This is a genomic window from Mammaliicoccus vitulinus, from assembly GCF_029024305.1.
Lineage (GTDB): Bacteria > Bacillota > Bacilli > Staphylococcales > Staphylococcaceae > Mammaliicoccus > Mammaliicoccus vitulinus.
Window position 1 is genome coordinate 479,173 of record NZ_CP118974.1, and the last position, 26,814, is coordinate 505,986.

A 26,814-nucleotide genomic window follows, 5' to 3' on the forward strand; every position below is an offset into this window, starting at 1 on the left:
TCAGTGTGTCGGCAAAATCTTAAACTTTTTCGGCATTTTTTTATGCGCATGCTTTCCGCGGGCATGTTCTCAGCCTGTAGTCTTCGAATCATGCTGTTCCCGCAGGAGTCAGCGCTAAAAAATGCCCAATATTAAAAAATTATATTATAGAGTAGCTGAAATTTTATTTAGGAGTTGATTCTATGTTGAATTTTACTTTGAATTTATCAAGTGAAGGTCCACATGATAAATAGTAAAAAATCTTTATAATTTGTCCTTTACGATTTTGCAAAGTGCTGACGCCCGGGGGAATAGTATGCGTGAGAGACTACAGGCTCGAGCCATACCCCAGGCAAGCATGCACTTTCAAAATCGTAAGATTTTAAAATAAAAAGCTGCCAACATCTGTTGGCAGCTAGAATGAGCATTTCATTATAATATATTAATTATTTTGCGGATAAAGTGCATTTTTATTTTTATGATAGAAGTTCATTATGCTTCCATAAATGAAATAATTCATCGCAATCAGGAATATGATGTATAGAATGAATCCTAAAATACCAAATATAATTTGTAAAGCAGTAGGCATAAATGACAAGATCATAGCAAATATACCTGTTAAAATGCCTATGATGATAGCTGAAACCACAATGTATATTATGTTGCTGAATAATAGTTTCCAAGCATTGTGTGGCCCTTTACTTGTAATGTTCCAACCAATTGAGAACTTAGTAAGTGTTGGTAAAGATCTTTGGTCGATATGTACAAGTATGGTATTAGTGATAAAGATACTTAAGTAATATAAAGGTATATATAAAGCGAATAATATTAATATCATGAATAGCATTAACACAACATATGATACAGACATTACTCCAGTGTTTTCACTAAATCCACTTTCTAGCATCAATGCCATTGAAGTACCAAATATTACGTAGAATATCAATTGTACGATGGAGACGATAATTGATATCGCGATGGACATTGCGATACAGATTAAACCAATAATAACAGTTAGTTTTAATGTTTTAACATAATTCCCTTTTTTTAAGAACATGAATAAGTCATTAAAACGTGGATTAATCCCTAAATCAGTATCTTTGTAAAATTTTAGCATTCCGTAACTCAAAGGAATTAATACAAAGATATATAATAAAATTGTTAGTAAAAACCCTATTAATATGGATATTATAAATATTGCAAGGCCAGCTCCAGAAGGTTCTCCAGAGTAGTCTTGGGAAGATATTAACGAAATAACACCAATTAAAAATGAAATCCCCGGTATTAACATTAATAGGAACATAATAACTGAAGAAATAATCGATAATAAAATTGTTTTTAAATGGAATCCTTGTCCATTTCTAAAGTAGTCCAGTTGAAATTGAAACATATGATTCACCTCGTTGTCTATTTGTATTATTAGGGTACCATAAAAAACATTTCGAATGGCATTTAATTGGCAAAAGGGATTTTAAATATAAGCATTTATAAGATCGTAATAGGCACTTTATTTGATATCATATTAAATTACTCATATATTTAAAGTATAAGATTTTTAGGAGTGAGCTATGAAACAGTTATTCCGCTTCATTGTTATACTTGCAACATGGACTTCGATTATTGCAATGGCACTGCTTTTTAAAAGCCAAGGTGGTTTTGAATTTGTACATGATTATACTAAAGATATTAAAACGCAATTGAAGCAAAAAGAAATAGCTTTACGAACAGAACAAATTAAGAAAAATGATAAGACAGATGACCGCTCGTTAGGAAATTACTACCAAGAAGGTCAATGTACATTTTATGTTTATGAAGAAAGGTTAAAGATTGATAAAAGAATTGGGTCATCATGGGGTGACGCTAAAAATTGGGACAATCGTGCTAAAGAAGAAGGCTTTAAAGTTAACGGTACACCTAGTGAAGGATCGATCTTACAAACAGATTATGGCAAGTTAGGACATGTTGCAATCGTCAATAAAGTGAAAAGTGATGGTTCAATTGTCGTTTCAGATATGAATTATGAAAAACCATATGAAGTGACAGAAAGGTTAATTACCCCTGATAGATTAAGTAATTATCAATTTATACATTAAAAAATTAAAAGGAGTGTTTTAAATGAATATATTCGTAATAGGTGCAAATGGACAAATAGGACGTCATTTAGTAAAAGACTTAGTAGAACAAGGAAATGAAGTAACTGCAGGTATTAGAAAAAATAGTCAAGCAGCTTTCTTTGAAGAATTAGGTGCTAAAACTGCGCCACTTGATTTAGAATATGATGATATTGATGACATTTCTGAAAAAATAAAAGATGCTGATAAAGTAGTATTCACTGCTGGATCTGGCGGACATACTGGAGCAGATCAAACAATTATCATCGATCTAGATGGTGCTGTTAAATCGATAGAAGCTAGTAAAAAAGTAGGAACTAAACATTTCGTACTCGTATCTTCATTTGATACTAGAAGATCAGCTTTCGAAGGTGACTTAAAACCTTATACAATTGCGAAACATTATGCAGATTTACATTTGAGAAATTCAGGTATACCATATACAATCGTACATCCTGGTGGATTAACTAATGACGAAGGATTAGGAAAAGTAGAATTAGCTGAAGAAGTTGAGCCTGGAAAAGTAACACGTAAAGATGTTGCGAGCGTGTTAGTAGAAGTGTTGAATAATGATAAGAAAATTGGACAAGAATTTCAAGTTGTTTCAGGCGACGTAGACATTAAAGAAGCGGTAGACCAATTTAATAACTAATCATTAAGGAGTTGTATTATGGTTAAATTTGCAATTTTAACAGATATACACGGAAATTATGATGCTTTAACAGCGGTGCTTGATGATATAGATAGCAGACACGATATCGAACACATTTATAACTTAGGCGATAATATCGGTGTTGGTCATAGAACAAATGAAGTTCTTGAAGTTGTAACAAATCGAGATGATATGACTTATATTTCAGGAAATCATGATGAAGCGATTATGGCAGTTGCACATAATGAACCTTATCCAGAAAGTTTGAAAAATAAATTTTACGAACATCATCAATGGATAGTTGAACATCTAGATACAAAATATTATAACTTCTTGGATGGGTTGCAACGTGAAGTTACGCAAGAAATAGAAGGGTTAAACTTTTATTTCACGCATTACCGCATACTCGAAGAAAATATGAAGCAACATATTAGTGAAGATCCATTTGAACCAATTATTGACCCATCATTAGAACATGTACACGGATTATTCAATGGTATAGATGCTGACTTTGTAACCTTTGGACACAATCACGTGTTACATCACTTTGATGATATTGAAACAATATACTTTAATCCAGGATCAGTCGGTTTAAACAACGGTGCTTATGCAGTATATGGAATCGTCGAAGTTAACAACGGCGCAATAAATGTAGAACGCGTTAAAGTACCATATGATAATCAACCATTTTTAGATGGATTTGATGAAAAAGATGTACCAGGCAAACAACTTATTTTTGAATCATTTATATAATAGTAATCAGGAGTAGGATAGAAATCTTATGTTTCTTGAAAAAGATTTCCTTGCCAATATTAAAATCGAGGCTGAGACAATTCAATTGTCCCAGCCTCGATTTTTTGTTTGAATTGGATTAAAATGGAAATGTAAAATTCAGGAAAGAGGTGTTTTTATAATAATGAATTATTACACTTTAATAGAATCATTAATAGGGAGAATAGAACTTAGCAACCAAGAAATACAAAAGTATGAAAATTATAAAAAGGGAAGAGAAGGTGAAGATAAATTTATAAGTATATTAAAATCTATAAACCATGTAGAGTACATATATAATTTACAATTGAAAAACAACCAATATTATCAATATGATTTTATTGTGATAACAGATAAAGTCATATATCAATTTGAAATTAAAAATTATTACGGCGCATATGAATTTAAAGACGGCAATTTAATCGGACAAAATGGATTTATAATTAAATACCCATCCGCACAGTTAGAGAGAAACGAATATTATTTAGAGCATATTATTACCAAGTTGAATATACAAAGAATAGTAAAGAGTTATCTCGTTTTTACTAATGATAAATTCACCCTCTCTGGTGATACAAACGATGATTTATTTATTTTACCTACGCAAATTAAAAAAATAAACCAATTAATTCAAAACAACGAACCCCAAAATAACTACTTAATTAAAACTACGTTACAAACGCTTCACGACCCATTTGAAGATGAGTTTAACCAATATCCAATTTATAAATTTGAAAATGTAAAACCAGGTATAAGATGTACATATTGTATGAATATAATAGAAAGATCACTAGAGAACAAACAGAAAATGATTACTTGTCATAATTGCTACACGACAGTTTCTAGAAAAGAACTAATCTTGAAGACACTTGAAGAATTGTTATGTATTAAAGGCGCCCCATTTACAATGAGAGAAGCAAGGAAATGGTGTAATGGAGTACATAGAAATACCCTTTTATATATAATGAAAGGTCATTTTAAAGTTAAATTGAAAAATAAAACTAAAGTATACTATTAATAAGGTTGTATACCGACAAATGAAAATATAAATTTATGTGTGTTATGGGAAACTAAAGCAAAGCGCACGAAGACTCAAAAGATATTGTGCGTTTATGGTAAATATTGGATAAAACGCACGAAGACTCAAAAGATATCGTGCGATTATGGTAAAATATGGATAAAACGCACGAAGACTCAATAGATATCGTGCGATTATGGTAAATATTGGATAAAACGCACGAAGACTCAAAAGATATTGTGCGTTTCAGTTCTAAATTATCTATCCAACCAAATATTAAAGCTAGTCATACTCCGATTTTATCTCAACCTTAACTTCAACAAATACCATAACTCAATCAAAATCTGTATTAACAAAAAAGTAAGCACGAGTCTAACAAAGCCTCGTGCTTACTTTTTTAATGAACATGCTCTTTATGATCCATACAACATAATAAGGAACTATCGTGTTGATGGTCTGTTGTTTCTAATTGGATTGTGGCATGGTGTATGGATTTGTCATTTAATTTGTGATTGATTTCTTCTATTATAATGTCACATTCTAATACTGTCTTTCTTCTATCTACAACTGCGTGACAACTTAATGCTGTTAAATCACTTGTGATTGACCATATGTGTAAATCATGTACATCTATAATATCTGGATGGGATGTGATTGTTTCTGAAATTTCATGTATATTGATGTTTGAAGGAGTGCCTTCCATCAACACATTTAATGCTGATTTTGTAACGCCATACCCGCTTCTTATAATTAATATTGCAACAACAACACTTGCGATTGGGTCAGCGATCTTCCAACCAAATGTTAACATGATGAGTGCTGCGACTATTGCACCGACTGAACCGAGTAAGTCACCGAGTACGTGAATAAAGGCGCCTCGCATATTTAAGTTGTTTTTAGTATCAGAACCTTTAAACATTAACCAAGCAATAAATAAGTTAACGATTAATCCAAGTGTACTTATAATAAGCATACCTGTTGATGCGACTTCTGGTGGATTTATAAAACGTGTAATTGCTTCATAGAAAATATATAAGCTAATTGCAATCAACAAAATGCCGTTAATAAAAGCAGCTAAAATTTCGAAACGGCGATAACCATAAGTTTTACGTTGGTTTGCGACACGTTCACCAAATTTAAAAGCCATAAGTGCAATAAATAATGAAATTGCATCACTTAGCATATGACCAGCGTCTGATAACAATGCTAAACTATTTGTTACATATCCACCAATTACTTCTACAATCATAAATATCGTTATGATAAAGAATGAAATTAGCAATATTTTTTTATTGTTTGTATGAACATGGTTGTGCTCATGTCCGTGATGTTCATGTCCCATGAAAACACCTCCAAAATTGTATTAATGTTTAGCGTGTTCGATTGCTTGTTTTAATAATAAAATAACGTGGTCGTCGTCAATGGAGTAGTAGATACTCTTTCCTTCACGTTCAAATTTCACAAGACGAAGATTCTTTAAAAATCTCAACTGATGAGATACTGAAGATTGGCTTAATGAAAGTGTTTCAGCTATACAACCAACTGAATGTCTACCTGTACATAATAAATGTAATATTTTTACGCGTGTTGGATCACTTAACGCTTTAAAAGTTTGTGATACAAGTAACAGTGTTTCATCGTCTAATATATTGTAAGTACTCATTAACATCTTCTCCTCTACATATGAATATATGTTCATATGTTAATTCTATTAAAAATAACGTTTTCTGTCAATGGATTATAAATTGACAAAATAGACATTATTATGAGATGTTTGTTTGAATAAAAATTTTGGAGGATACTATGGTAAATATATATGGTTTAACAGTAGATGATGAATCTAGATGTGAGCATTACCAAACACCATTGGATATCATCGCAATTAAATTTAAATGTTGTAACAAATTCTATCCTTGTTATAAATGTCATAATGAATGTGAAAAACATGAAGCTAAAAGATGGGAAAAAAGTGAATTCGATGAACATGCAATTTTGTGTGGCGTGTGTAAACAAACACTTTCAATAAATGATTATATGCTTAAAGAAGTATGCCCACACTGTGATTCAAGGTTTAATCATCGATGCAAATATCATCACCATTTGTATTTTAAAATTTAATTTGCCAACGGAATTTAAAGGTAATTTATTACAAAATGTGTTATAATATTTTTAACTATAAAAACGAGATTTAAGAATAAGGTGAATGTTGCATAGAGAGAAGGAGGACATTGAATGAAAGATTTAATAAAGGGTCATATATTAAGTGGCGAATTTGATACTGCATATAGATTGATGTCCGAAGTGAATTTCTTGGAATTTGAGGAACACTTCATTTCAGCAGCTCACGAAGAAGAAAGTACAATGTTTTATACATTTATATTAGATTCTATTAAGAAGGAAGAAACAAGTGAACTTCATGACTTAGCGTTTTTGTTACATGTCTATCCTTATAGTGAAAATGATGGTGCGTTTCGTTCAGCTTATTATCATGCTGAAAGATCGATGGTATTGACCGAGCACAAAGAAGTGAAGAGTTTGTTGCAAATGCTTTTATTACATGCAATTCCAGAACCTTTGCTTTCTGACAAACAAGCTTTTGATATCAGTAAACAAATACTAAAAATAGATCCTGAAAATAAAGTTGCTAGAAATATAATGAAAGAAACGGCTAAGAGAATGGATAAAGTTGTTGTAGACTTTGCACAACTATCTAAATCTCAAAATGCTTAAACCTAGTTGTTTGACTAGGTTTATTTTTTATGCCATTATTGGAAAGTTATAAAAAATAAATATTAGGAGATATAAATGGATAATCAGTTTAAAAGAAAAATAATTATGATTGTATTTTTAGTTGGTACATTCTTCATGATTTTAAACGAGACGCTTTTAAATATTGCATTAAAAGAATTAATGTCAGTGTTTAATTTAGATGCGCCAACTGTCCAATGGATGGCAACTGGTTTTATGTTAGTAATGGGTGTACTAACGCCATTGTCTGCCGTGGTGAATCAATGGTTTACAACGAGAAGGTTATTTTTAGGGTTAGTAACAATATTCTCACTTGGAACTTTAATAGCAGGGTTAGCAGTCAATTTTCCTATGTTATTGGTAGGTCGAATGATTCAAGCTGCAGGAACAGGTCTTATGATTCCTACAGTTATGAATGCTATGCTCATGTTATATAGCGAAAATGAACGTGGGAAAATTATGGGGCAATTTGGTTTAGTCATTATGTTTGCACCAGCATTAGGACCGACATTATCAGGGGTGATTGTAGATTATATGGGATGGAGATGGTTATTTTTAATTGTCCTTCCATTTATGTTATTTACGTTTATTTTTGCCCATAGATATCTGCAAAATGTTGGCGAAATTACGAAACCTAAAATCGATATTTTCTCAATTGTTTTGTCTACAATAGGAATATCATCAATTATTTATAGTGTATCTTCAGTAAGTAGTACTGCAGGTGGATTCACTAATCCATCAATTTTTATAACGTTAATTGTTGGTTTAATCGCGATGACGTTATTTGTATTGAGACAACTTAAATTAGAAGAACCGTTATTAGATTTAAAAGTATTTAAGTACCATAACTATACGAAGGGCGTCATCATATTTGTTGTTGTAATTATGACAATGTTCGCCTCTGAAATTGTTATGCCTATGTACTTACAAGGACCAATGGGATTCAGTGCTAAAGTTGCTGGACTTATTTTATTACCGGGAGCTCTATTGAATGGTTTCTTATCACCATTTATGGGTGCAATATTTGATAAAGTTGGACCAAGAAAACTAGTTGTACCAGGATTAATTATACTATTATGTGTTGCGATATTTTATTCAACGATTCACCCAGGTATTTCAGTTTGGGTATTTGTAGTCGTGTATATCATTTTAATGATCAGTATCTCTGCTGTATTAATGCCAGCGAATACGAATGCTGTAAATGCCTTACCAAAAGAATTGTACCCACATGGAACAGCTGTTTCCAATATGTTACAACCAATTGGTGGCGCATTAGGTATTGCGATATTTGTCAGTATTATGAATGGTGGTCAAACCGCTGCACTTAAAGGTATTAAAAATCCAACAACAGAACAAATTAATCATGCGATGACTGAGGGCATACATCAGTCATACTGGTTTGGTATTGTATTATTAGCTTTTGCGGTAATTGTAGGATTTACAGTTACAAGAGCAAACTATAGTAAATCATTGGAAGAAAATTCTTAATAAAATTTGTGGTTTCAGACTGAGTCTGGGACATAAATGTCCTAAACTATAATGATTTTGTAACGTGCATGCTTGCCTGGGGGTATGGCTCGAGCCTGTAGTCTCTCGCACATACTATTCCCCCGGGCGTCAGCACTTTACAAAATTAGAAATATAAAAATCACCCAATCCAAAATTATTCCTATGGATTGGGTGATTTATTTTAAGTGGGATTTATGTCTCAGACTCAGTCTCTTTTGATTTTATGGAATATTTTTGAATATATGGGGTATATGTCAATATGTTGAACATGTAAATAAGGAGGAACATTTGTGTCAAATGTTAAAGAAGCAACAAAAATAGGTTTTGCCTATGTAGGTGTCGTAGTTGGAGCAGGGTTTTCAACAGGCCAAGAAGTAATGAAATTCTTTACCCATTATGGTTTGTATGGCTATTTAGGGGTGATTATTTCAGGAATCATGTTAGCCTTTTTTGGTAGACAAGTAGCCAAAATTGGTACAGCACTAGATGCTGATGATCATAGTTCTACTATCAATTATTTATTCGGTAAAGCTGGTATTGTCATCGACTATATATTGATATTCTTCTTATTTGGAATATCTGTCACGATGATAGCAGGTGCCGGTTCTGCATTCCAAGAAAGTTTTGGTGTGCCAACTTGGTTAGGCGCATTAATTATGTGTGCTGTTATTTATGTAACGCTCTTATTAGACTTTGATAAAATTGTAAAAGCTTTAGGTGTGGTGACACCATTCTTGATCATCATCATTCTTATAATTGCAGGTTATTTCTTTATGAATGGACATGTTAGTATTTTAGAAGTTAATCGTACTGTTGAAGAACCAAGTCTGTTTTGGGGCATTGCTCAAGGCTTTATTTACGGAGGCTTAGCCTTTTCTGTAGGTTTTAGTACTTTAATTGCAATAGGTGGAGATGCTGATAAACGTAGAATTTCAGGATTAGGTGGAATTATTGGTGGCGTTATCTACTTGGTATTATTAGCGCTTATTAATTCTGGTTTATTAGCTGAATATCCTAGTATCAAAGATGTAGAAATTCCAACATTAGCGTTAGCTAGAACGATTTCTCCTATAGTTGGTTTTGCGTTATCAGTTATTATGTTAATGGTTATGTATAATACTATTTTAGGATTAATGTATTCATTTACTGCTAGATTTACAGTGCCGTTTTCTAAAAAATATGTTTTATTACTAACAATAGCAATGTTATTAGCGTATGGTTTAAGTTTCGTAGGTTTCTCAGCACTAATTGATAAGCTATATCCAGCAATGGGTGTAATTGGTTTAGTGATATGTGGTGCGATACTTGTTAAATACATTTCAAGAAAAAAAGATAATAAAAAACATATCGCATAAAATAATTGAATATGTTAAACTATCTTCTTACATGAGGAAGTGAAACATATGAAGAGAAAAAAACGACGATTGTTTATTTTGGTTGTAGCGATTATCGTTGTTGTAAGTGGATTTTATATTTACAATAAATATCAGGAACATAAGCAACGAGAAATACAATTACAAGCTCAAAGAGCCAATCAATTACTCCTTAACAATAAAAAAGTGAAATTGATACGTGATGTTTCATACGGGCACAACGCTCCAAATAGTCAAATGGATGTTATTATGCCTTCAAATATAAAGAAAAACGAAAAATTACCTGTTATATTTTGGACGCATGGCGGTGGTTTTATCGCAGGAGATAAAAGACCTAAAAATCCATACTTGGCACAAATCGCTGAAAAAGGATATATCATTGTAAATGTTAATTATGCTTTAGCACCTGATTCACAATATCCAACACCGATAGAACAATTAGATCAAGCAACTAAATATACGTTGAAACATAAAAATAAATTTAATATTGATTATAAACAAATACTCTATGGTGGTGACTCTGCAGGCGCTCAAATTGCAAGTCAATATGTAGCAATTCAAACTAATCCTAAGTTACAACAGCAAATGGATATGAAGCCTAGTATTAAGAGGGATTATTTAAGAGGTGCCATTCTATTTGGTGGCCTTTATAATATGCAAACTGTCAGAGGTACTGAATTTCCAAGAATCGATTTATTTATGACAAGTTATACGGGTACGAAAGAATGGGAAAAGAACTTTGCACAAATAAATCAATTGTCTACTGTCGATCAAGTAACGAAATATTATCCACCTACATTTTTAACAGTGGGGGATGCTGATCCATTCGATCCACAAAATAGGGAATTTGATGAAGTTTTAAATGAGCAAGGTGTAGAAACAACGACTTCATTCTTTGATGGTACGCATGGTTTACGTCATCAATACCAATTTCACATGAATTTAAAAGAGTCTAAGAAGACTTATAACAGTGTCATGATGTTCTTAGGTGCCAATACAAAACAATCACCATATGAGAATAACGCAAGTCAAGAATCTGAAACAGTTATTAAAAAAGATAAATAAAAAAACAAACTAAGTTCGCTTAGTTTGTTTTTTTATAATAATTTTCCCATCATAAATTCATCATAATATTTATCGTTGAAAAACAGTGTATCTTCTCTCTTACCTTCAACTTTAAAACCAAATTTTTCATATAAGCGATAAGCTGGTTCGTTCTCAGTAACAACATTTAGTTCTAGTCGGTGAAGTTGTTGTCTTATAGCCCAAGCTTCAGTTTCTTGGAGCAATTTATAGCCAATACCTTTGTTTCTAAATGATGGTAACAACCCCATTGCAATCTTAGCTGCATGATTATTTCTTTTAGTTCTTCCACCTTGAAGTGTCACATATCCAACTAAAGCATCGTTTAGTTCTGCCACGATAATCGTAGAATTACTTGTTGTAATCATTTCTTCTAGAAATAAAGTTTGATTTTGTATTGAAATTTGGTGTTCACCTGGATTAAATAATAGATATTCTGATTGATTAATGACGCTATCTAATAATTTATTAAAGTTTTCTACATCATTTATTCGAATTTCGCGTATGATTTCTTTCATAAAATATCTCCTATTTCTATTTATAAATTACAAACAATGTTATATTTATGGTAAATATGCAATAAGTTATAAATATTATAACACACATATAAAGTCCGAATGTAAAGGAGTGCTTAAAATGAAAGCGAATGTACTCATTTCTGGTGGTTCAGGATATATAGGTAAGCATTTAATCAGTACATTAAAAGATATCGGAAATTTATTTACTATCACAAAATATGAAGAGGACATGACTGATACAGATGTTACTTGGAGAAAATGTGATATTTATGTATTAAAAGATATGACGAAAGCTTTGAAAGATATAGACATTGCAATTTATTATTTAGATCCTAATAAAAAGTCTGCAAAATTGACGCAAAGCACTGCTCGTAATTTGAATGTAATCGCGAGTGATAATATGGCAAAAGCTTGCAAAGAGAATAATGTAAAGAAAATCATATATATTACAGGTTCTCCATTTGATCAAGAAACGATAGATATATTAAGTTCAACAGGAATTGAAGTTCATACAACAGCTCAGTCAATTAAACGACCAGCTGTATCTATAGAGTTACAAAAATCTAAATTTGATGATGTCAGAAGTGTAGACAGAATGCCTATACCTTATCAGTGGGATTTAGAACAAGTTGTAAAATATTATTTTGATTGGTTACAAGAAACGAGTGGTACGCTTATGACGACTGAATTAATTGGAGATATGTATTATGTGTACTTTAAACATCGAAGCAATCCATTGCTGAAATTACAAAGAGTTAACCCAAGCATCCATGAAGATATCATTCAGTTTAAAGTTGTTGGAGGCGCACTTACGGTTAATAAATATGAAGATAATGGTGTGTTGGAATTTAGAAAGCTCAAACTGACGAATGAATTTGTTGTGCATTTATTTAACTATATACCTAAATTACCGTGGAGTATTTACTATTTATCACAAGCGCCTATTCACAATGTGACGATGAAAGGCTTTGAAGTTGATTGTAGAATAAAAGACTTTCAATTACGTACATTAGCTGGAGAAGTCAAAAAATATACAAAGTAAGAGGGATAGTATGGAATTACTAATTATTGAAGATGATGAAACGTTATTTAAAGCAATGAAAAGCCAACTAGAAAAATGGGATTGGTCTGTACATGGAATCAATGACTTTAGTTCAGTTTTTGAGGAGTATAAAGCGATTGATCCTGACATGGTGATTATTGATATACAATTACCACAGTATGATGGATTTTACTGGTGTCGAGCGATTAGAAAACATTCTAATATTCCGATTGTATTTCTTTCTTCAAGAGATCATCCTATGGATCAAGTGATGAGTATGGAACTTGGTGCTGATGATTTCATTCAAAAACCTTTTCATACTGAAGTGCTCGTTGCTAAATTACAGGCCATTTATAGAAGAGTTTATCAATACAATAAAGATGAACCTAGAATTAAGTTGTGGAATAAAGCGCGTGTAGATTATGGCAAACACATCATAGAAAAAAATAGCTCTGAGATATCGTTAACTAAAAATGAAATGTTTATATTAGAAATTTTACTCAATCATAAGAACGAAATTGTGAGTCGAGATAAGATTATAACGGCATTATGGGATGATGAACAATTTGTAAGTGATAATACTTTAACCGTTAATGTAAATCGTTTAAGAAAAAAATTAGCGGATATTGGACTCAATGATTTAATAGAAACGAAAGTAGGTAAAGGCTACATAGCTCATGAGCTGGAGGGATAAAATGATAAAATATTTTGTTAGGGAAAGATTGACATGGATATTATTTTTTATGCTTATGCAGCTTATTATAATCTTAACAAGTTGGTTAGATGTAGCATTTTCAACCAAAAGTGCGCTGTACTTAATAGGTATAAACGTTATTTTATTTGGCGTATTTTTATGGCTAATTTATACGAGAGAAACTCGTTTTTATGATGCTTTAAAGAAAGATGTTCCAATAAAAGAAATTGAGCATAAAGAGTTGAATCAATCTGCATATGAAAAAATAATTTTTGATTATATCCAAAACTATGATGAAAGTACAAGACGTACAATTCACGATCAAAATAAAGAAATTCAGCTGACTAAAAATGACTTGTTGGATTGGATACATGAAGTAAAGACACCTATAACAGCAATGAAATTGTTATTAGATCAAATAGAAGAAGCGGAATTAAAGCAAGATTTATTATATGAGTGGAGTCGAATAGACTATTTGCTTGATCAACAACTTTATATTAGAAGATTATCTTCAAAAAGTAATGATTTTTATTTTGGTCATTATTCTTTAAAAGATATGGTTATTAGTGAAATTCAGCATACACGTAATATTAGTATGGCTAAAAGGATAGGCTATGATATTCAAATCGATCAGGAAAAAGTTTATACAGATGAAAAATGGTGTCGTACCATCATTAGACAAATTATAAGTAACGCATTGAAATATACAGAAAATAGTGAGATCACCATTTCCACTTTCGAACAAAATAATCAAATGCATTTGAAGATTCAAGATACTGGTAGAGGGATAAAGTCACGAGATATACCACGTATATTTGAAAGAGGGTTTACTTCTACTACAAATAGACGAGAGTCAACAGCCACAGGAATGGGGCTTTATTTGGTGAAAGAAATTGCTGATGGCTTAAGCATTAAAGTAAATATTCAATCTACATATGGAGAAGGTACAACAGTATTGCTCATCTTCCCTCATCCTAATCATTTTACAGCGCTTGAACAATCAAGTGACAATAATGTCACTTCAAACCTTAAAATGTGCGATGATTCGAAGGAACTTAACTAAAAAAGCCTTTAATATGGAATCATAGACAAATTTCAAAGGAGTGCTGAAGATGAGTATTTTAAAAACTGAACAACTGGTAAAAGTTTATGGTTCTAAAAAAAATCAACAAGAAGTATTAAAACAAATAGATATGACGGTAGAAAAAGGTGAATTCATTAGCATTATGGGGGCATCAGGTTCTGGTAAAACAACGCTTTTAAATGTTTTGAGTTCAATTGATTATGCTACGAACGGTCAAATTGAAATTAATGGACATCAATTACAAAACATGAATAATAGACAAATGTCTAACTTTAGAAAAAAAGAATTAGGCTTTATATTTCAAGAGTATAATTTGCTGAATACGCTCACTGTTCAAGAAAATATTATGTTGCCTTTGACGATTCAAAACATTTCAAAAAAAGAAGCGCAAATAAGATATGAAGAAATAAGTAAAGCATTAGGTATTCTAGATATTCAACATAAATATCCAAGTGAGATTTCAGGTGGTCAAAAGCAAAGAACATCTGCAGCAAGGGCATTTATAGGACAACCATCTATTATATTTGCCGATGAACCAACTGGTGCTTTAGATTCTAAATCCGCATCTGACTTATTAAATAAGTTAAATCAAATGAATCAGACGACGCAATCTACAATCATAATGGTTACACATGATTCCGCAGCGGCAAGTTATTCAAATCGCGTTATTTTCTTGAAAGATGGTAAAATCTATTCTGAACTTTATAAAGGAGACGATGATAGAGAGACATTTTATAAGGAAATCATCAAAACACAAAGCGTGTTAGGTGGTGTTGTAAATGAGCTTTAATCACATCATTATTAAAAACTTAAGACGTAACATCCGTCATTATAGTATGTATGTCTTTTCAATTACGATGAGTGTCATGCTGTTTTTCGGGTTTGTTACTTTGAAGCATTCAGAAGATTTGAAGGGTCTACAATCTGGCGTTAAGCTAGGAGTGGGTATTCAAATAGGTGTCACAATATTAACGATTATTATCGTCGTATTCTTGCTTTATGCAAACAAACTTTTTATTAAAAGAAGATCAAGAGAAATAGGGTTATACCAGTTAATCGGTATGACAAAACGAGAAGTCTTCAAAATATTTGCTTTAGAAAACTTTATCTTATTTGCAATAACTGCTGTGCTAGGTTCCATTCTAGGCTTTTTCTCTTCGAAAATATTATTAATGATTTTGTATAAGATTATAGATGTTCAGCAAGAAGCGCATTTAAATTTTAGTATAGAAGCCTTTATTCAAACAGTCGTTTTAATGGTTGGCATTTATATGATCATATCTCTTCAAAATATTGTGTTTATTAAGAGAAAAACGATTCTAGCACTTATGAATGAATATAATGTTACAGATACAAAAATTAAAAAAATTAAGTTATATGAATTAATTTTTGGTGCAATTGGCATTTTGATGATTATCGGAGGGTACTATTTATCTAGTGTAATATTTGATAATCTTAAAGGAAATGCCATGATGGGTCTTTATTTAAGAATGATCACTGTATTGTTCTTAACGATCGTTGGGGCGTATCTATTATTTAGGTGTTCAATATCACTTATATTCAACACCATTCGTAAATATAAAAAAGGTATGCTTAGTGTAACAGACGTCGTTTCAACATCATCTATCATGCATAAGATGAAAACTAATGCTTTATCGCTTACAATAATTGCAATTGTTTCAGCTATGTCAGTGGGTCTTTTAGCATTAAGTTATGTCTCATATTACAATGCAGCAGAAACTGCTCGGAATACTGCACCTGATGATTATATTTTTATAAACAAAGATGCAAATAATCAATTCAAAAAAGCGCTAAATGACAATAATATCAAGTTCAAGGAAAATAATTATCATGTGACGCGCTATGAGATTGATGATACTAAAGTGTTCGCATATGATGATGAACTGACTAGTACATCATCTCAATTTCCTTCAACAATTGCTAAATCATCAGAATTTAAAGATTTGAATTTACAAGATAACGAAGTTGCTATAGTAGGTTATAGTGATATTCTTGATAAAATGATTACAGTTCATGATGATGAAAACATATCATATAAATTAAATGATCAAACTAAGCAGCTTAAAGTGAAGTCCATTAGTAAAGAAACTTATTTATCAACTAATATTTCATATAATGCGCCTGTTTATGTTGTTTCAGATCATACATTTGATCAAATGAAACAGCATGAAGCGAAAAATGATAATCATAATGAACAGTATGGCATTAATTTAAGTGACGAAAAAGACGTTCATAAAGCAGAACAAATCTTTAGTAAACAAGTAAAGTCAAATGAATCATCGCTTTCATATCAACAGATATATAAGGACTCTAAAAGTAGTCTTGGCGTCATGTTATTTATTCTCGGATTTTTAGGCATCGCATTTCTACTATCAACTGGCTGTATCATTTACATTAAGCAAATTGATGAAACAGAAGATGAGACTTCAAACTATGTTATATTAAGAAAATTAGGTTATACATCTAAAGATATGTCTAAAGGAATTGCATTGAAAATTGGATTTAATTTTGCATTACCATTAATTATTGGATTGAGTCACGGGTATTTCGCAGCTAAATCAGCGTGGTTCTTCATGGGACAATCATTCTACACACCAGTACTTATTGTCATGTCGCTATATTCTTTAATTTATATATTATTTGCAATATTAGCTTATGTACATTCTAAACAAGTTATCCAACGCGTATTATAAAACTATTTTAGGACTAATGCTTGTCATTAGTCCTTTTTTATGTTATAAAATACCAATGTGAACTTTGTGTATACAGAAAGTTTACAAACAAGACGAAAATTTAAAAATTAATTAATAAACAGTGGTCGAATTCATTTTGAAAGAGTACAATGAAAGAGTAATTACGTAAATTAAGATGTAAATTTTGGGAGGATTACTAAATGTTTAATAAGAAGAAGGATAAGTTTGGTATTCAGCTAGAAGCTATAGCTGAGAATTTAAGCCGCGCGTCAGTTGAATTTGGAGAAATGGATTTTGATTCAGATTTCGACTTAAAAGCTTATTCAGATAAAATAAAAGCCTATGAGTCTAATGGTGATGATCTTATGCACCAAATGATCACTGATTTAAATCAGACGTTCATCACACCAATTGAAAGAGAAGATATTTTAGAATTGTGTGACGCATTAGATGATGTATTAGATGAAATGGAAGAAACTTCAGCAATGTTTGAAATGTACTCTATCAGTTATTCAGATGATTACATGGCTGAATTCGTGAAAAACATCCAAGCAGCTGTAAAAGAAATTGAAATAGCTGTAACTTTAGTAGCTGAGAAGAAATTCTCACATATTCGTGTGCATTCTATTAACATTAAAGAATATGAAACGAATTGTGATAGCATTTTAAGACAATCTATCAAATATATTTTCAATAGCGAAACAGACCCAGTAACTTTAATTAAAATTAAAGATATTTATGAATCTTTAGAAGATGTAGCAGATAAATGTCAATTAGTAGCAAATAAATTAGAACAAATTATTATGAAAAATAGCTAAGGAGTTTTAGAAAAATGGATAGTTTACTCATTATTACCGTAGCTATTGTTGCATTTGCGTTAATTTTTGACTTTATTAATGGTTTCCATGATACAGCCAATGCAATCGCTACAGCAGTATCTACTAAAGCACTTAAACCAAGACATGCAATTTTATTAGCAGCAATCATGAACTTTCTTGGTGCATTAATGGCAACTGGTGTTGCTCAAACGATTGCAAAAGATATCGTAGATCCATTTAAATTAGAGAATGGTTCAATTGTTATTTTAGCAGCTTTAATTTCGGCAATAGCATGGAATCTTTTAACTTGGTACTTCGGGATTCCAAGTTCATCTTCACATGCATTAATAGGGTCGATTGCAGGAGCAGCTATCGCATCTGCAGGATTTGGTGTATTACATTACCAAGGATTTTCTAAAATTATATTAGCTTTAATTGCATCACCGATATTAGCTTTTATAGTTGGTTTTATAGTATATTCTATTTTCAAAGTAGTATTTAAAAATAATAATTTGACTAAAACAAATAGAAACTTTAGATTTATTCAAATTGGTACTGCTGCGTTACAAGCATTTTCTCACGGTACAAACGATGCTCAAAAAGCAATGGGTATTATTACGATGGCACTTATTTCAGCTAATATGCAAACAACAACAGATATTGAGCTATGGGTTAAAATAAGTTGTGCTACCGCAATGGGACTTGGAACAGCAGTAGGTGGATGGAAAATCATTAAAACTGTTGGTGGAAACATTATGAAAATACGTCCAGCTAACGGCGTAGCAGCAGACTTATCATCAGCATTCGTTATATTTGGTGCTACTTTCATACACTTACCAGTATCAACTACTCATGTTGTATCTTCATCTATATTAGGTGTAGGTTCATCACAACGCGTTAAAGGCGTTAAATGGACAACAGCACAAAGAATGATCATTACATGGATTGTAACTTTACCAGTTTCAATCATACTTTCATTTGTTATTTATCACTTTTGTATGTTATTTGTATAAAAATATTAAAAAACATCCTAATTATAAAATTTGGATGTTTTTTTGTTTGCCTATAAATAGGGCTTGTGAATTTATCAAGTCAGGCTCCACATGATAAATAGTAAAAATTCTTTATAATACTTTCCTCACGATTTTGTAAAGTGCTGACGCCTGAGGGAATAGTATGCGAGAGAGACTACAGGCTCGAACCATATCCCTAGGCAAGCATGCACTTTCAAAATCGTGAGATTATATAATACAAAAAAGCTCTTCACTAGGTTATCGCCTAATGAAGAGCTCTTTTGTTATGTCCCTTACTCTTTGGATATTAATGAATATAAGAGTAGTTATAAACTTGTGAAGCAGGTATTGTTCTATAATCAGTTACACCAGGAGGCGTATTGTAGTTAGTTTCTGAAATAAGTAAACTACCGTCTGAGTTAATAGATTCAACATAAGAAACGTGACCATATTGACCTGATGTAGATTGCATGATTGATCCTACTGCAGGTGTGTTATCTACACGGAAACCGTTAGCTTGTGCTGCGCCTGCCCAATATTTTGCGTCTCCCCAGTATGTGCTTATTGCACTACCAGCTTGTGCTCTACGGTCGAATACGTAATATGTACATTGACCCCAGTCGTATAAGTTTTGGTCATTAAATGTTTGGTTACTACTCGTTTGAGATGGTTGTGTATTGTTTGATGGGGCAGTTGATGTTTCACTACCGCTTCCACCTGCAATTTTTAAAGTTTGACCAGGATAGATAATATAACCTTTTAAATTATTTGATTTCATAAGTTGGTCAACAGAAACACCGTGTTGTTGAGCGATTACATCTAATGAATCACCACTTTTAACTGTGTACGTAGAACCTGAAGTTGCTGTACTTTCTTGAGAGCCACTTCCTCCAGTTGAACTACTTCCGTTTACAGTAATGACTTGTCCTGGGAAGATCATGTTTCCTGAAATGTTATTACTAGATTTCAGTTGGTCTACAGATACACCATATTCGTCTGCGATAACCCATAAAGATTCACCATTTTTTACAGTGTGTTGAGTTGATGCTTCAGCGTCGTTATGAGCTGCTATAGCTGCAACACCTGAAACTGCTGTTACTGCGAATGCAAATTTTTTCAAAGGCTTATCCTCCTCATTATTTAAAATATATAAAAACTACATGCAAATATATAAATCCTTCGATAGCATTAATGGTAACAAAAATAGCATTATCTGTACTGTATGTAATCACTTTGTAATAAAAAAACAATAATTAGAATGCGCTTTTATGAATGTATATAACCCTACCAAAACTGTTGTGAACGCATCCATATGCAATATGGCAAATTATGTAAGGGGAAGATTGTTACAATTGTGAAGAAACATCAAGATTGATATATATAGTAATTGCATGTAAAATGTTGGTATTACTTTAAAAAGGATTGATTATGAATGAGTTATGAACATAATTATGGATCTTATGAAGCTGCTGATACACATGGTTCAGCAATTAGAAAAACGTGGCTTTATTTCTTATATTATTGGGTTATTTTTGGGATTGGAACATATTTAGGTCAATTTGTACCACCTGCTCTTCAACTTCCAATTACGATAGGATTATTTGTACTTATAATGATTTCACTATTTGTAAAATCATCTAGAAAATTTGGTGGTCTTATATCTAATGTGTTTGCATTCTTAATTGGTGTACTATCATATACATCGTTTATGTATTATTTAGGTGCATTAGGCACGCAAGCATTTTATGGAAATATAGCGTTAGCTATTGGTGCATTCGCAGCGTTCGGAATTTTAGGCTATTTCATGATTGATGATGCATCAGGTTTAGGTAAATATTTATTCGTTACATTAATAGCACTTATTTTCGCAAGTTTATTAGGATTATTTATAAATAACCCAATCTTTCATACCGTATTATCAGTAATCGGTATAGGTTTATTCTTGTTATATACAGTTTATGACTTTAACCGTATGAAACTCGGTAATTTCTCTCCAAGAGAAATGGGCTTTAATTTATTTATAAATCTACTGAATATTATTATGCACATATTAAGACTTGCAAGTATTATTAAAGATTAAAATACGTTTACTAGAGCTTGTGACATTAACATCACTGGTTAACGTAAAAGAGCGTAAATTCTTATTTTTCGAAGAATTTATGCTCTTTTTATTATGCTTTTAATACTTACAGACCTTCTATGTTGCTTGTTTGATAAGTCTTGCAACATTCAGGCCTTCTATGTTGCTTGTTTGATAAGTCTTGCAACTTACAGGCTTTCTATGTTGCTTGTTTGGTCAGTCTTGCAACTTACAGGCTTTCTATGTTGCTTGTTTAGGTAGTCTTGCAACATTCAGGCCTTCTATGTTGCTTGTTTGATCAGTCTTGCAACTTACAGGCTTTCTATGTTGCTTGTTTGGGTAGTCTTGCAACTTACAGGCTTTCTATGTTGCTTGTTTGATCAGTCTTGCAACTTACAGACCTTCTATGTTGCTTGTTTGGGTAGTCTTGCAACATACAGAGCTTCTATGTTGCTTGTTTGGGTAGTCTTGCAACTTACAGACGTTCTATGTTGCTTGTTTGGTACAGCATATACTTAAAAGAACAAACGAAAAAATATAAGGAAAATGAATACTTATAACGATTTTGTGAAGTGCTGACGCCCGGGGGAATAGTATGTGAGAGAGACTACAGGCTCGAACCATACCCCCAGGCAAGCATGCACTTTCAAAATCGTAAGATTTTAAAACATATCACGCTATTTATGTCCAAGATTTTATTGAACGGTAAACTTTGCCAGATTAGATCAATATTGTATAATAGGTATGTTAAATAACTCACTTTGAAAGAGAGATGGAATTATGGGACGTAAATGGAATAATATTAAGGAAAAGAAAGCCCAAAAAGATAAAAATACAAGTAGAATTTATGCGAAATTTGGCCGTGAAATATATATGGCAGCAAAATCAGGTGAACCAGATCCTGAATCAAACCAAAACCTTAAATTTGTATTAGAAAAAGCTAAAACTTATTCTGTTCCAAAACATATTATAGATAGAGCCATCGAAAAAGCAAAAGGTGGATCAGAAGAGAACTACGATGAATTAAGATACGAAGGTTTTGGACCAAGCGGTACAATGTTAATTGTTGATGCGTTAACAAACAATGTTAACCGTACAGCTAGTGATGTTCGTGCAGCATTCGGTAAGAATGGTGGGAATATGGGTGTATCTGGATCTGTAGCATACATGTTTAATCACACAGCAGTATTTGCATTCAAAGAAAAATCATCTGATGAAATTTTTGAGCTTTTATTAGAAGAAGATTTAGATGTTAGAGATGTTATTGAAGAAGAAGAATTAACGATTGTATACGCTGAGCCTGAGCAATTTGCACAAGTTCAAAATGTTCTTAAAGAGAATGGTGTAGAAGATTTTGAAGTTGCGGAACTTTCAATGTTAGCTCAGTCAGAAGTTACTTTATCAGAAGAAGATCAAGATACTTTTGAAAAATTAGTAGATGCTCTTGAAGATTTAGAAGATGTTCAACAAGTATTTCATAATGTAGATTTGTAATGGGAGAAGCTATGAATAAAGATAAATGGATTGAAATGCTTGATTTAACACCACATCCAGAAGGTGGATATTTTAAAGAAATCATTAAATCACAACAAACATTAAGTGATGATAATGCTATGTATACAAGTATTTATTTCCTATTAGAGAAAAATAATATCTCTCATTTTCATAGAATACAATCAGATGAAGTTTGGTATTATCATGCTGGTCAAACATTAACCGTTCATATGATACATCCAGATGGAAAATATGAACAAGTTAAAGTAGGGCCTAATATTGAAGATGGTGATGTATTACAGGCACTCGTACCTAAAGGCGTAATATTTGCTTCAACAGTTGAAGGGGATAATGACTATGCATTAGTAGGCTGTATGTGTTCACCAGGTTTCCAATTTGAAAAGTTTGAACTGTTTACACAAGCGCACTTGCTAGAACAATATCCACAGCATGAAGAAGCTATTAAAAAGTATGCATTTGAATCTATATAAAACTAAAACAACAGAGGGCACACGATTAATAAGTGTGCCCTCTGTCTCTGTTTATAGACTTTAATTTATCTTATACAAGTATTTATAGCTCACCATATACTTCTTTTGCCGTTTCGATCACGTAAGATAATTTACGCCATTGATCTTCTTCAGATAAAATATTACCTTCTTCTGTTGAAGCAAAACCACATTGTGGACTTAGACATATTTGATCTTTTGAAACGTATTTTCTAGCTTCATCTAATCTGTCTAAAATGTTTTGTTTGTTTTCTAGTTCTCCAGTCTTCGATGTAAAAAGACCTAATACAATATAAGCATCATCTCTATTGAAATGTCTTAAAGGTTCGAAATCGCCTGAACGATTATCATCATACTCTAAGAAGAAGCCTTGTAATTTTTCTGTAAATAGTTCTTTAGCGATTGGTTCGTACCCACCTGTGATGGCCCATGAGGATTGATAGTTACCACGACAAATATGTGTAGTAATCAGTAAATCTTCTGGCAAGTCTGCTAAAGCGTCATTCACGACCTTTGCAGCTAATTTAATAGCTTCTGCTTTTTCATCTTCAGTACGTTCTCTATTTTTAATTAATTGTTTTGTTGCTGCTAATCCAGCCCAATAAACATCATCAATTTGTAAATAGCGACATCCTAAGTCATAAAATTTAAGTATAGATTGGCGGTAAGCTTCTGATACATCTTTAGCATATTCGTTAATATCTGGATAAATATCATGATTTAATATGTTTGGATGGAATAACTGGTTAGGGCTCGGGATAGAAACTTTACTCATAGCTCTACCATTTACTTGTTTATGTAAATAAGTAAAATGCTCGAAATGTGGATGTTCTGGATTAAATTCAACTTTTCCAGCTACTCTTACATTGTGTTTTTTAGTTTCAACACCATTAAACGTAAGACCAATTTCTGGTACGTAATCTTCAATACCAGTTAAATTTTCTAAGAAATCAAAATGCCAATAAGAACGTCTGAATTCACCGTCAGTTATACTTTTTAATCCGACTTCTAATTGTTTTTCAATGATTTGATCAATTTCTTGATCTTCAATTTTTCGTAATTCAGCTTCAGATATAGCACCTTCTGAATATTGTTGACGTGCTTTTTTTAATGGTTCAGTTCTTAATAAACTTCCGACATGATCAGCGCGGAAAGGTCTTAATTGCTCAGTCAATTTAATTCACTCCTATGTATATACTCTAAAAATTCTGAAAAATTCAATATTCATTAAAAGTAACAAAGTAATACATCGTTGTCAATTTAATTTTGGTATAATGAGATTAAAAGGAGGTTATTAAACACTTGGCTAATAAAACTAAAAAAATTACAAAAAAGAAGCGTCCACCTGTAAAAAATAAAAATCAGAAAAAGAAACATCCAAAAAAGAAGCATAAATTTCAAAAGAAGTATTTATTATGGCTTGCATACATATTATTAGCATTTGTTATAGCGGTAAGTATTTTCCACGTGTTTAAAATTTTACCTCACGGCGTTTCAAAAACAAGTTCTGAAACTAAGACTGAGCATGTAGAATTATTAACGGATGTTACTTATAAATCCGGAGACGAAATGAATTATGATCAAGAAATATTTGAAAAAGTTAATGAAACGATAAATGAAGCGAATGACTTTATTATTATGGACATGTTCTTATTTAATAGTTATAAAACGGGAGATAAAACTTATCCAGACATAGCGAATCGACTCACACAGTCTTTAATTGCTAAAAAGCAAGAGAATCCAAACATGAGAATTATTGTGATAACTGACCCACTTAATTCATTTTACGGTTCTTATACGCCAGAAAATATTAAAGATTTAAAAGAATATAATATAGATGTTCAATATACAGATTTAAATAAATTAAGAGATTCGAATCCAATTTATTCTGGTACATATAGAACATTCTTTCAATGGTTTGGGAATAGTGAAAACGGCAAGTTAAGCAACCCGATAAGTAGTGAAGCACCAGATGTTACAGTAAGAGGATATTTGGGGATTTTAAATATGAAAGCAAATCATAGAAAAACGCTTGTGACAGAAAAACACGGTATGGTGCTTTCAAGTAATCCACATGACTCAAGTGGCTATCATCAAAATGTCGGTGTAAGAGTAACAGGACCTATCCAAAATGCGTTGATTAAATCTGAATTAGCAGTAGCCAATATGAGTGGTGCACAGTATTCGGCCAGCGATTTTAAAATTAATCATAATAGTTGGCGTGATGATGCTACTTATTCAGTGCAACTGGCAACAGAAGGAAAAATTAAAGAGCAAATTATTAAAAATATAAAAAAAACACAATCTAAAGATCGTATTTCTATAGGAATGTTTTACCTTTCTGATAGAGATGTGATCAATGAACTGATTAAAGCATCTAAGAGGAATGTGAAAATCAAACTCATATTAGATATCAATAAAGAAGCTTTTGGAAAAGAAAAACCAGGTGTACCTAATAAGCCTGTAGCAAGTGAGTTAGTTAATCGCTCAAAAGGAAATATTAAAGTGAAATGGGCGCTCAGTAACGGAGAACAGTATCACTCGAAATACTTGTTATTTGAGCAAAATGAAAATAAGAATGCTACTATGATATTAGGTTCGTCTAATCTAACGCGTAGAAACATGGGCGATTACAATTTAGAGTCAGATATCATTATTAAAGGTAAACAAACTGACGAAGCATTTGCAAAACTATCTCGAACTTTTAATGATGCATGGGATAATAAGGAACATACGATGACTGCTCAATATGATGATTTTAAAGATGAATCACTATGGAAAAGAGTCATGTATAGAATACAAGAAAAGACCGGATTATCTAGCTTTTAAGATTATAATATTTCGTAAGAATATTGTTTATCAGCAACCAAAAAATCACACTTCAATTATGAAGGTGTGATTTTTTTGGTTATCTATTAATTTTAATAATATTGCGATACATAATGTCAGCCATTTTTTCTGGTGTTTCTTCACAACCATTTTTTAACCATCTATAAATAGATGCAATTTGTCCACCAACTGTGTAATCAAGGAAGAAGTTTATATCTTGAAGTGTACTTATACTGCGAATCAACTTCTCAAATCTAAACTTTATGAGTTTAATAAAACTAATAATCAATTCTTTCTCAGGATGTACGACGAATACGCTTGTAAAAAATCTTTGATGTCTTGCAATGTAATAAAATACATTTGTGAAATACTGTTTAACGTATTTTCGTTTGTCATCAGGATTATCTGTTATAGATTGTTCAATATTATCCATTAAAGTTTCATAGTTCGTCATATGGAATCTTTTAATTTCTTCATACGTTTCATATTTATCTTTAAAGTGTGCATAAAATGTTGAACGGTTAATGCCACATTCAGCACATAACATTTTTATAGTGATTTCATCAAAATGATAATGTTCTAATAAGTAAACCATGTTACTCGTTATTAATTGTCTAGCATGTTTTTTCATAGTTCACCTCGAATAATTACATAACATATATTTTAACAAAAACAACTCTAAATATACATTAATTTTCATTTTAAATATGAAGATATTATGAATAATTATCTGATTTTTCCGCTATTTTAACCCGACAAACTTATGAAATTTGTT

General features: G+C 31.8%; 27 protein-coding genes. 20 read left to right on the forward strand and 7 right to left on the reverse strand.

Annotated elements, in window-relative coordinates:
- Window positions 1-421 precede the first annotated feature (421 nt).
- Entirely contained in the window at window positions 422-1,369 is a 948-nt protein-coding gene (locus PYW35_RS02250; RefSeq protein WP_103323246.1) for a hypothetical protein, read from the reverse strand.
- Between the two features lie 178 nt (window positions 1,370-1,547).
- Here PYW35_RS02250 and PYW35_RS02255 point away from each other — a divergent pair, with 178 nt between their 5' ends.
- The 4 genes from PYW35_RS02255 (at window position 1,548) to PYW35_RS02270 (ending at window position 4,531) form a co-directional block, all read left to right on the forward strand.
- Complete coding sequence (locus PYW35_RS02255; RefSeq protein WP_103323247.1) at window positions 1,548-2,072, forward strand: CHAP domain-containing protein; 525 nt, start codon at window positions 1,548-1,550, stop codon at window positions 2,070-2,072.
- Window positions 2,073-2,094: 22 nt separating this feature from the next.
- Complete coding sequence (locus tag PYW35_RS02260; protein WP_103323248.1) at window positions 2,095-2,742, forward strand: SDR family oxidoreductase; 648 nt, start codon at window positions 2,095-2,097, stop codon at window positions 2,740-2,742.
- A gap of 18 nt (window positions 2,743-2,760) precedes the next feature.
- Window positions 2,761-3,495: a metallophosphoesterase family protein gene (locus PYW35_RS02265; RefSeq protein ID WP_016912819.1), complete on the forward strand. Its 735-nt coding sequence runs from the start codon at window positions 2,761-2,763 to the stop codon at window positions 3,493-3,495.
- A gap of 163 nt (window positions 3,496-3,658) precedes the next feature.
- Window positions 3,659-4,531, forward strand: a complete 873-nt coding sequence (locus tag PYW35_RS02270; protein WP_103323249.1) for a nuclease-related domain-containing protein — start codon at window positions 3,659-3,661, stop codon at window positions 4,529-4,531.
- A 397-nt stretch (window positions 4,532-4,928) separates the two neighbouring features.
- Here PYW35_RS02270 and PYW35_RS02275 read toward each other — a convergent pair whose 3' ends face one another.
- Both PYW35_RS02275 and PYW35_RS02280 read right to left on the reverse strand, forming a co-directional pair.
- On the reverse strand, window positions 4,929-5,873 hold the full coding sequence (locus tag PYW35_RS02275) for a cation diffusion facilitator family transporter (protein ID WP_103323250.1): 945 nt from the start codon (window positions 5,871-5,873) through the stop codon (window positions 4,929-4,931).
- Between the two features lie 21 nt (window positions 5,874-5,894).
- Entirely contained in the window at window positions 5,895-6,194 is a 300-nt protein-coding gene (locus tag PYW35_RS02280) for an ArsR/SmtB family transcription factor (RefSeq protein WP_016912821.1), read from the reverse strand.
- 140 nt (window positions 6,195-6,334) lie between these two features.
- On the opposite strand from PYW35_RS02280, the gene PYW35_RS02285 reads away from it, so the two are divergent.
- The 5 genes from PYW35_RS02285 (at window position 6,335) to PYW35_RS02305 (ending at window position 11,226) form a co-directional block, all read left to right on the forward strand.
- Entirely contained in the window at window positions 6,335-6,649 is a 315-nt protein-coding gene (locus PYW35_RS02285) for a CHY zinc finger protein (RefSeq protein WP_103323251.1), read from the forward strand.
- A gap of 114 nt (window positions 6,650-6,763) precedes the next feature.
- Window positions 6,764-7,261 carry a hypothetical protein gene (locus PYW35_RS02290; RefSeq protein ID WP_103323252.1) on the forward strand — a complete coding sequence of 166 codons (498 nt, stop codon included), beginning with the start codon at window positions 6,764-6,766 and terminating at the stop codon, window positions 7,259-7,261.
- Between the two features lie 75 nt (window positions 7,262-7,336).
- Window positions 7,337-8,767, forward strand: a complete 1,431-nt coding sequence (locus tag PYW35_RS02295) for an MDR family MFS transporter (protein WP_103323253.1) — start codon at window positions 7,337-7,339, stop codon at window positions 8,765-8,767.
- 311 nt (window positions 8,768-9,078) lie between these two features.
- Complete coding sequence (locus PYW35_RS02300) at window positions 9,079-10,143, forward strand: YkvI family membrane protein (protein ID WP_103323254.1); 1,065 nt, start codon at window positions 9,079-9,081, stop codon at window positions 10,141-10,143.
- 48 nt (window positions 10,144-10,191) lie between these two features.
- The gene (locus PYW35_RS02305) at window positions 10,192-11,226 is read left to right on the forward strand and encodes an alpha/beta hydrolase (protein WP_103323255.1); all 1,035 of its coding nucleotides are present in this window, start codon (window positions 10,192-10,194) and stop codon (window positions 11,224-11,226) included.
- Window positions 11,227-11,258: 32 nt separating this feature from the next.
- On the opposite strand, the gene PYW35_RS02310 is transcribed toward PYW35_RS02305, so the two are convergent.
- Window positions 11,259-11,762 carry a GNAT family N-acetyltransferase gene (locus tag PYW35_RS02310; RefSeq protein WP_204107795.1) on the reverse strand — a complete coding sequence of 168 codons (504 nt, stop codon included), beginning with the start codon at window positions 11,760-11,762 and terminating at the stop codon, window positions 11,259-11,261.
- Window positions 11,763-11,880: 118 nt separating this feature from the next.
- On the opposite strand from PYW35_RS02310, the gene PYW35_RS02315 reads away from it, so the two are divergent.
- From PYW35_RS02315 to PYW35_RS02345, 7 genes are all read left to right on the forward strand, one after another.
- Window positions 11,881-12,804 carry an NAD-dependent epimerase/dehydratase family protein gene (locus PYW35_RS02315; RefSeq protein ID WP_103323257.1) on the forward strand — a complete coding sequence of 308 codons (924 nt, stop codon included), beginning with the start codon at window positions 11,881-11,883 and terminating at the stop codon, window positions 12,802-12,804.
- 10 nt (window positions 12,805-12,814) lie between these two features.
- The gene (locus tag PYW35_RS02320; RefSeq protein ID WP_103323258.1) at window positions 12,815-13,498 is read left to right on the forward strand and encodes a response regulator transcription factor; all 684 of its coding nucleotides are present in this window, start codon (window positions 12,815-12,817) and stop codon (window positions 13,496-13,498) included.
- A gap of 1 nt (window position 13,499) precedes the next feature.
- Window positions 13,500-14,561: a sensor histidine kinase gene (locus PYW35_RS02325; protein WP_103323259.1), complete on the forward strand. Its 1,062-nt coding sequence runs from the start codon at window positions 13,500-13,502 to the stop codon at window positions 14,559-14,561.
- A 49-nt stretch (window positions 14,562-14,610) separates the two neighbouring features.
- A complete protein-coding gene (locus PYW35_RS02330) occupies window positions 14,611-15,372 on the forward strand; it encodes an ABC transporter ATP-binding protein (protein WP_016912540.1) in 762 nt (253 codons plus the stop codon).
- Window positions 15,362-17,296: an ABC transporter permease gene (locus PYW35_RS02335; RefSeq protein ID WP_103323260.1), complete on the forward strand. Its 1,935-nt coding sequence runs from the start codon at window positions 15,362-15,364 to the stop codon at window positions 17,294-17,296. Before PYW35_RS02330 ends, PYW35_RS02335 begins: the two co-directional genes overlap by 11 nt.
- Before the next feature lie 200 nt (window positions 17,297-17,496).
- Window positions 17,497-18,114, forward strand: coding sequence for a DUF47 domain-containing protein (locus PYW35_RS02340; RefSeq protein WP_016912538.1), 618 nt, complete (start codon window positions 17,497-17,499; stop codon window positions 18,112-18,114).
- 14 nt (window positions 18,115-18,128) lie between these two features.
- Window positions 18,129-19,127 (forward strand): inorganic phosphate transporter, encoded by a 999-nt coding sequence (locus PYW35_RS02345; RefSeq protein WP_103323261.1) that lies wholly within the window; start codon window positions 18,129-18,131, stop codon window positions 19,125-19,127.
- Between the two features lie 307 nt (window positions 19,128-19,434).
- Here PYW35_RS02345 and PYW35_RS02350 read toward each other — a convergent pair whose 3' ends face one another.
- Complete coding sequence (locus PYW35_RS02350) at window positions 19,435-20,247, reverse strand: LysM peptidoglycan-binding domain-containing protein (RefSeq protein WP_016913239.1); 813 nt, start codon at window positions 20,245-20,247, stop codon at window positions 19,435-19,437.
- Window positions 20,248-20,559: 312 nt separating this feature from the next.
- Here PYW35_RS02350 and PYW35_RS02355 point away from each other — a divergent pair, with 312 nt between their 5' ends.
- The 3 genes from PYW35_RS02355 (at window position 20,560) to PYW35_RS02365 (ending at window position 23,192) form a co-directional block, all read left to right on the forward strand.
- Window positions 20,560-21,207: a Bax inhibitor-1/YccA family protein gene (locus PYW35_RS02355; protein WP_016913238.1), complete on the forward strand. Its 648-nt coding sequence runs from the start codon at window positions 20,560-20,562 to the stop codon at window positions 21,205-21,207.
- Between the two features lie 780 nt (window positions 21,208-21,987).
- Window positions 21,988-22,701 carry a YebC/PmpR family DNA-binding transcriptional regulator gene (locus PYW35_RS02360; protein ID WP_016912520.1) on the forward strand — a complete coding sequence of 238 codons (714 nt, stop codon included), beginning with the start codon at window positions 21,988-21,990 and terminating at the stop codon, window positions 22,699-22,701.
- An 11-nt stretch (window positions 22,702-22,712) separates the two neighbouring features.
- The gene (locus PYW35_RS02365) at window positions 22,713-23,192 is read left to right on the forward strand and encodes a cupin domain-containing protein (protein ID WP_169925699.1); all 480 of its coding nucleotides are present in this window, start codon (window positions 22,713-22,715) and stop codon (window positions 23,190-23,192) included.
- An 82-nt stretch (window positions 23,193-23,274) separates the two neighbouring features.
- Here PYW35_RS02365 and PYW35_RS02370 read toward each other — a convergent pair whose 3' ends face one another.
- Entirely contained in the window at window positions 23,275-24,384 is a 1,110-nt protein-coding gene (locus PYW35_RS02370) for a 5-methyltetrahydropteroyltriglutamate--homocysteine S-methyltransferase (RefSeq protein ID WP_103323263.1), read from the reverse strand.
- Window positions 24,385-24,512: 128 nt separating this feature from the next.
- Between PYW35_RS02370 and PYW35_RS02375 the strand changes: the two genes are divergently transcribed.
- A complete protein-coding gene (locus PYW35_RS02375; protein WP_103323264.1) occupies window positions 24,513-26,039 on the forward strand; it encodes a phospholipase D-like domain-containing protein in 1,527 nt (508 codons plus the stop codon).
- A gap of 79 nt (window positions 26,040-26,118) precedes the next feature.
- On the opposite strand, the gene PYW35_RS02380 is transcribed toward PYW35_RS02375, so the two are convergent.
- On the reverse strand, window positions 26,119-26,670 hold the full coding sequence (locus PYW35_RS02380; protein ID WP_016912524.1) for a TetR/AcrR family transcriptional regulator: 552 nt from the start codon (window positions 26,668-26,670) through the stop codon (window positions 26,119-26,121).
- Window positions 26,671-26,814: the final 144 nt, after the last annotated feature.

Coding starts and splice junctions, on each gene's coding strand:
- PYW35_RS02250 (WP_103323246.1), bottom strand. CDS start 1,369: ATGTTTCAATTTCAACTGGACTACTTTAGAAATGGACAAGGATTCCAT.
- PYW35_RS02255 (WP_103323247.1), top strand. CDS start 1,548: ATGAAACAGTTATTCCGCTTCATTGTTATACTTGCAACATGGACTTCG.
- PYW35_RS02260 (WP_103323248.1), top strand. CDS start 2,095: ATGAATATATTCGTAATAGGTGCAAATGGACAAATAGGACGTCATTTA.
- PYW35_RS02265 (WP_016912819.1), top strand. CDS start 2,761: ATGGTTAAATTTGCAATTTTAACAGATATACACGGAAATTATGATGCT.
- PYW35_RS02270 (WP_103323249.1), top strand. CDS start 3,659: ATGAATTATTACACTTTAATAGAATCATTAATAGGGAGAATAGAACTT.
- PYW35_RS02275 (WP_103323250.1), bottom strand. CDS start 5,873: ATGGGACATGAACATCACGGACATGAGCACAACCATGTTCATACAAAC.
- PYW35_RS02280 (WP_016912821.1), bottom strand. CDS start 6,194: ATGAGTACTTACAATATATTAGACGATGAAACACTGTTACTTGTATCA.
- PYW35_RS02285 (WP_103323251.1), top strand. CDS start 6,335: ATGGTAAATATATATGGTTTAACAGTAGATGATGAATCTAGATGTGAG.
- PYW35_RS02290 (WP_103323252.1), top strand. CDS start 6,764: ATGAAAGATTTAATAAAGGGTCATATATTAAGTGGCGAATTTGATACT.
- PYW35_RS02295 (WP_103323253.1), top strand. CDS start 7,337: ATGGATAATCAGTTTAAAAGAAAAATAATTATGATTGTATTTTTAGTT.
- PYW35_RS02305 (WP_103323255.1), top strand. CDS start 10,192: ATGAAGAGAAAAAAACGACGATTGTTTATTTTGGTTGTAGCGATTATC.
- PYW35_RS02310 (WP_204107795.1), bottom strand. CDS start 11,762: ATGAAAGAAATCATACGCGAAATTCGAATAAATGATGTAGAAAACTTT.
- PYW35_RS02315 (WP_103323257.1), top strand. CDS start 11,881: ATGAAAGCGAATGTACTCATTTCTGGTGGTTCAGGATATATAGGTAAG.
- PYW35_RS02320 (WP_103323258.1), top strand. CDS start 12,815: ATGGAATTACTAATTATTGAAGATGATGAAACGTTATTTAAAGCAATG.
- PYW35_RS02325 (WP_103323259.1), top strand. CDS start 13,500: ATGATAAAATATTTTGTTAGGGAAAGATTGACATGGATATTATTTTTT.
- PYW35_RS02330 (WP_016912540.1), top strand. CDS start 14,611: ATGAGTATTTTAAAAACTGAACAACTGGTAAAAGTTTATGGTTCTAAA.
- PYW35_RS02335 (WP_103323260.1), top strand. CDS start 15,362: ATGAGCTTTAATCACATCATTATTAAAAACTTAAGACGTAACATCCGT.
- PYW35_RS02340 (WP_016912538.1), top strand. CDS start 17,497: ATGTTTAATAAGAAGAAGGATAAGTTTGGTATTCAGCTAGAAGCTATA.
- PYW35_RS02345 (WP_103323261.1), top strand. CDS start 18,129: ATGGATAGTTTACTCATTATTACCGTAGCTATTGTTGCATTTGCGTTA.
- PYW35_RS02355 (WP_016913238.1), top strand. CDS start 20,560: ATGAGTTATGAACATAATTATGGATCTTATGAAGCTGCTGATACACAT.
- PYW35_RS02360 (WP_016912520.1), top strand. CDS start 21,988: ATGGGACGTAAATGGAATAATATTAAGGAAAAGAAAGCCCAAAAAGAT.
- PYW35_RS02365 (WP_169925699.1), top strand. CDS start 22,713: ATGAATAAAGATAAATGGATTGAAATGCTTGATTTAACACCACATCCA.
- PYW35_RS02380 (WP_016912524.1), bottom strand. CDS start 26,670: ATGAAAAAACATGCTAGACAATTAATAACGAGTAACATGGTTTACTTA.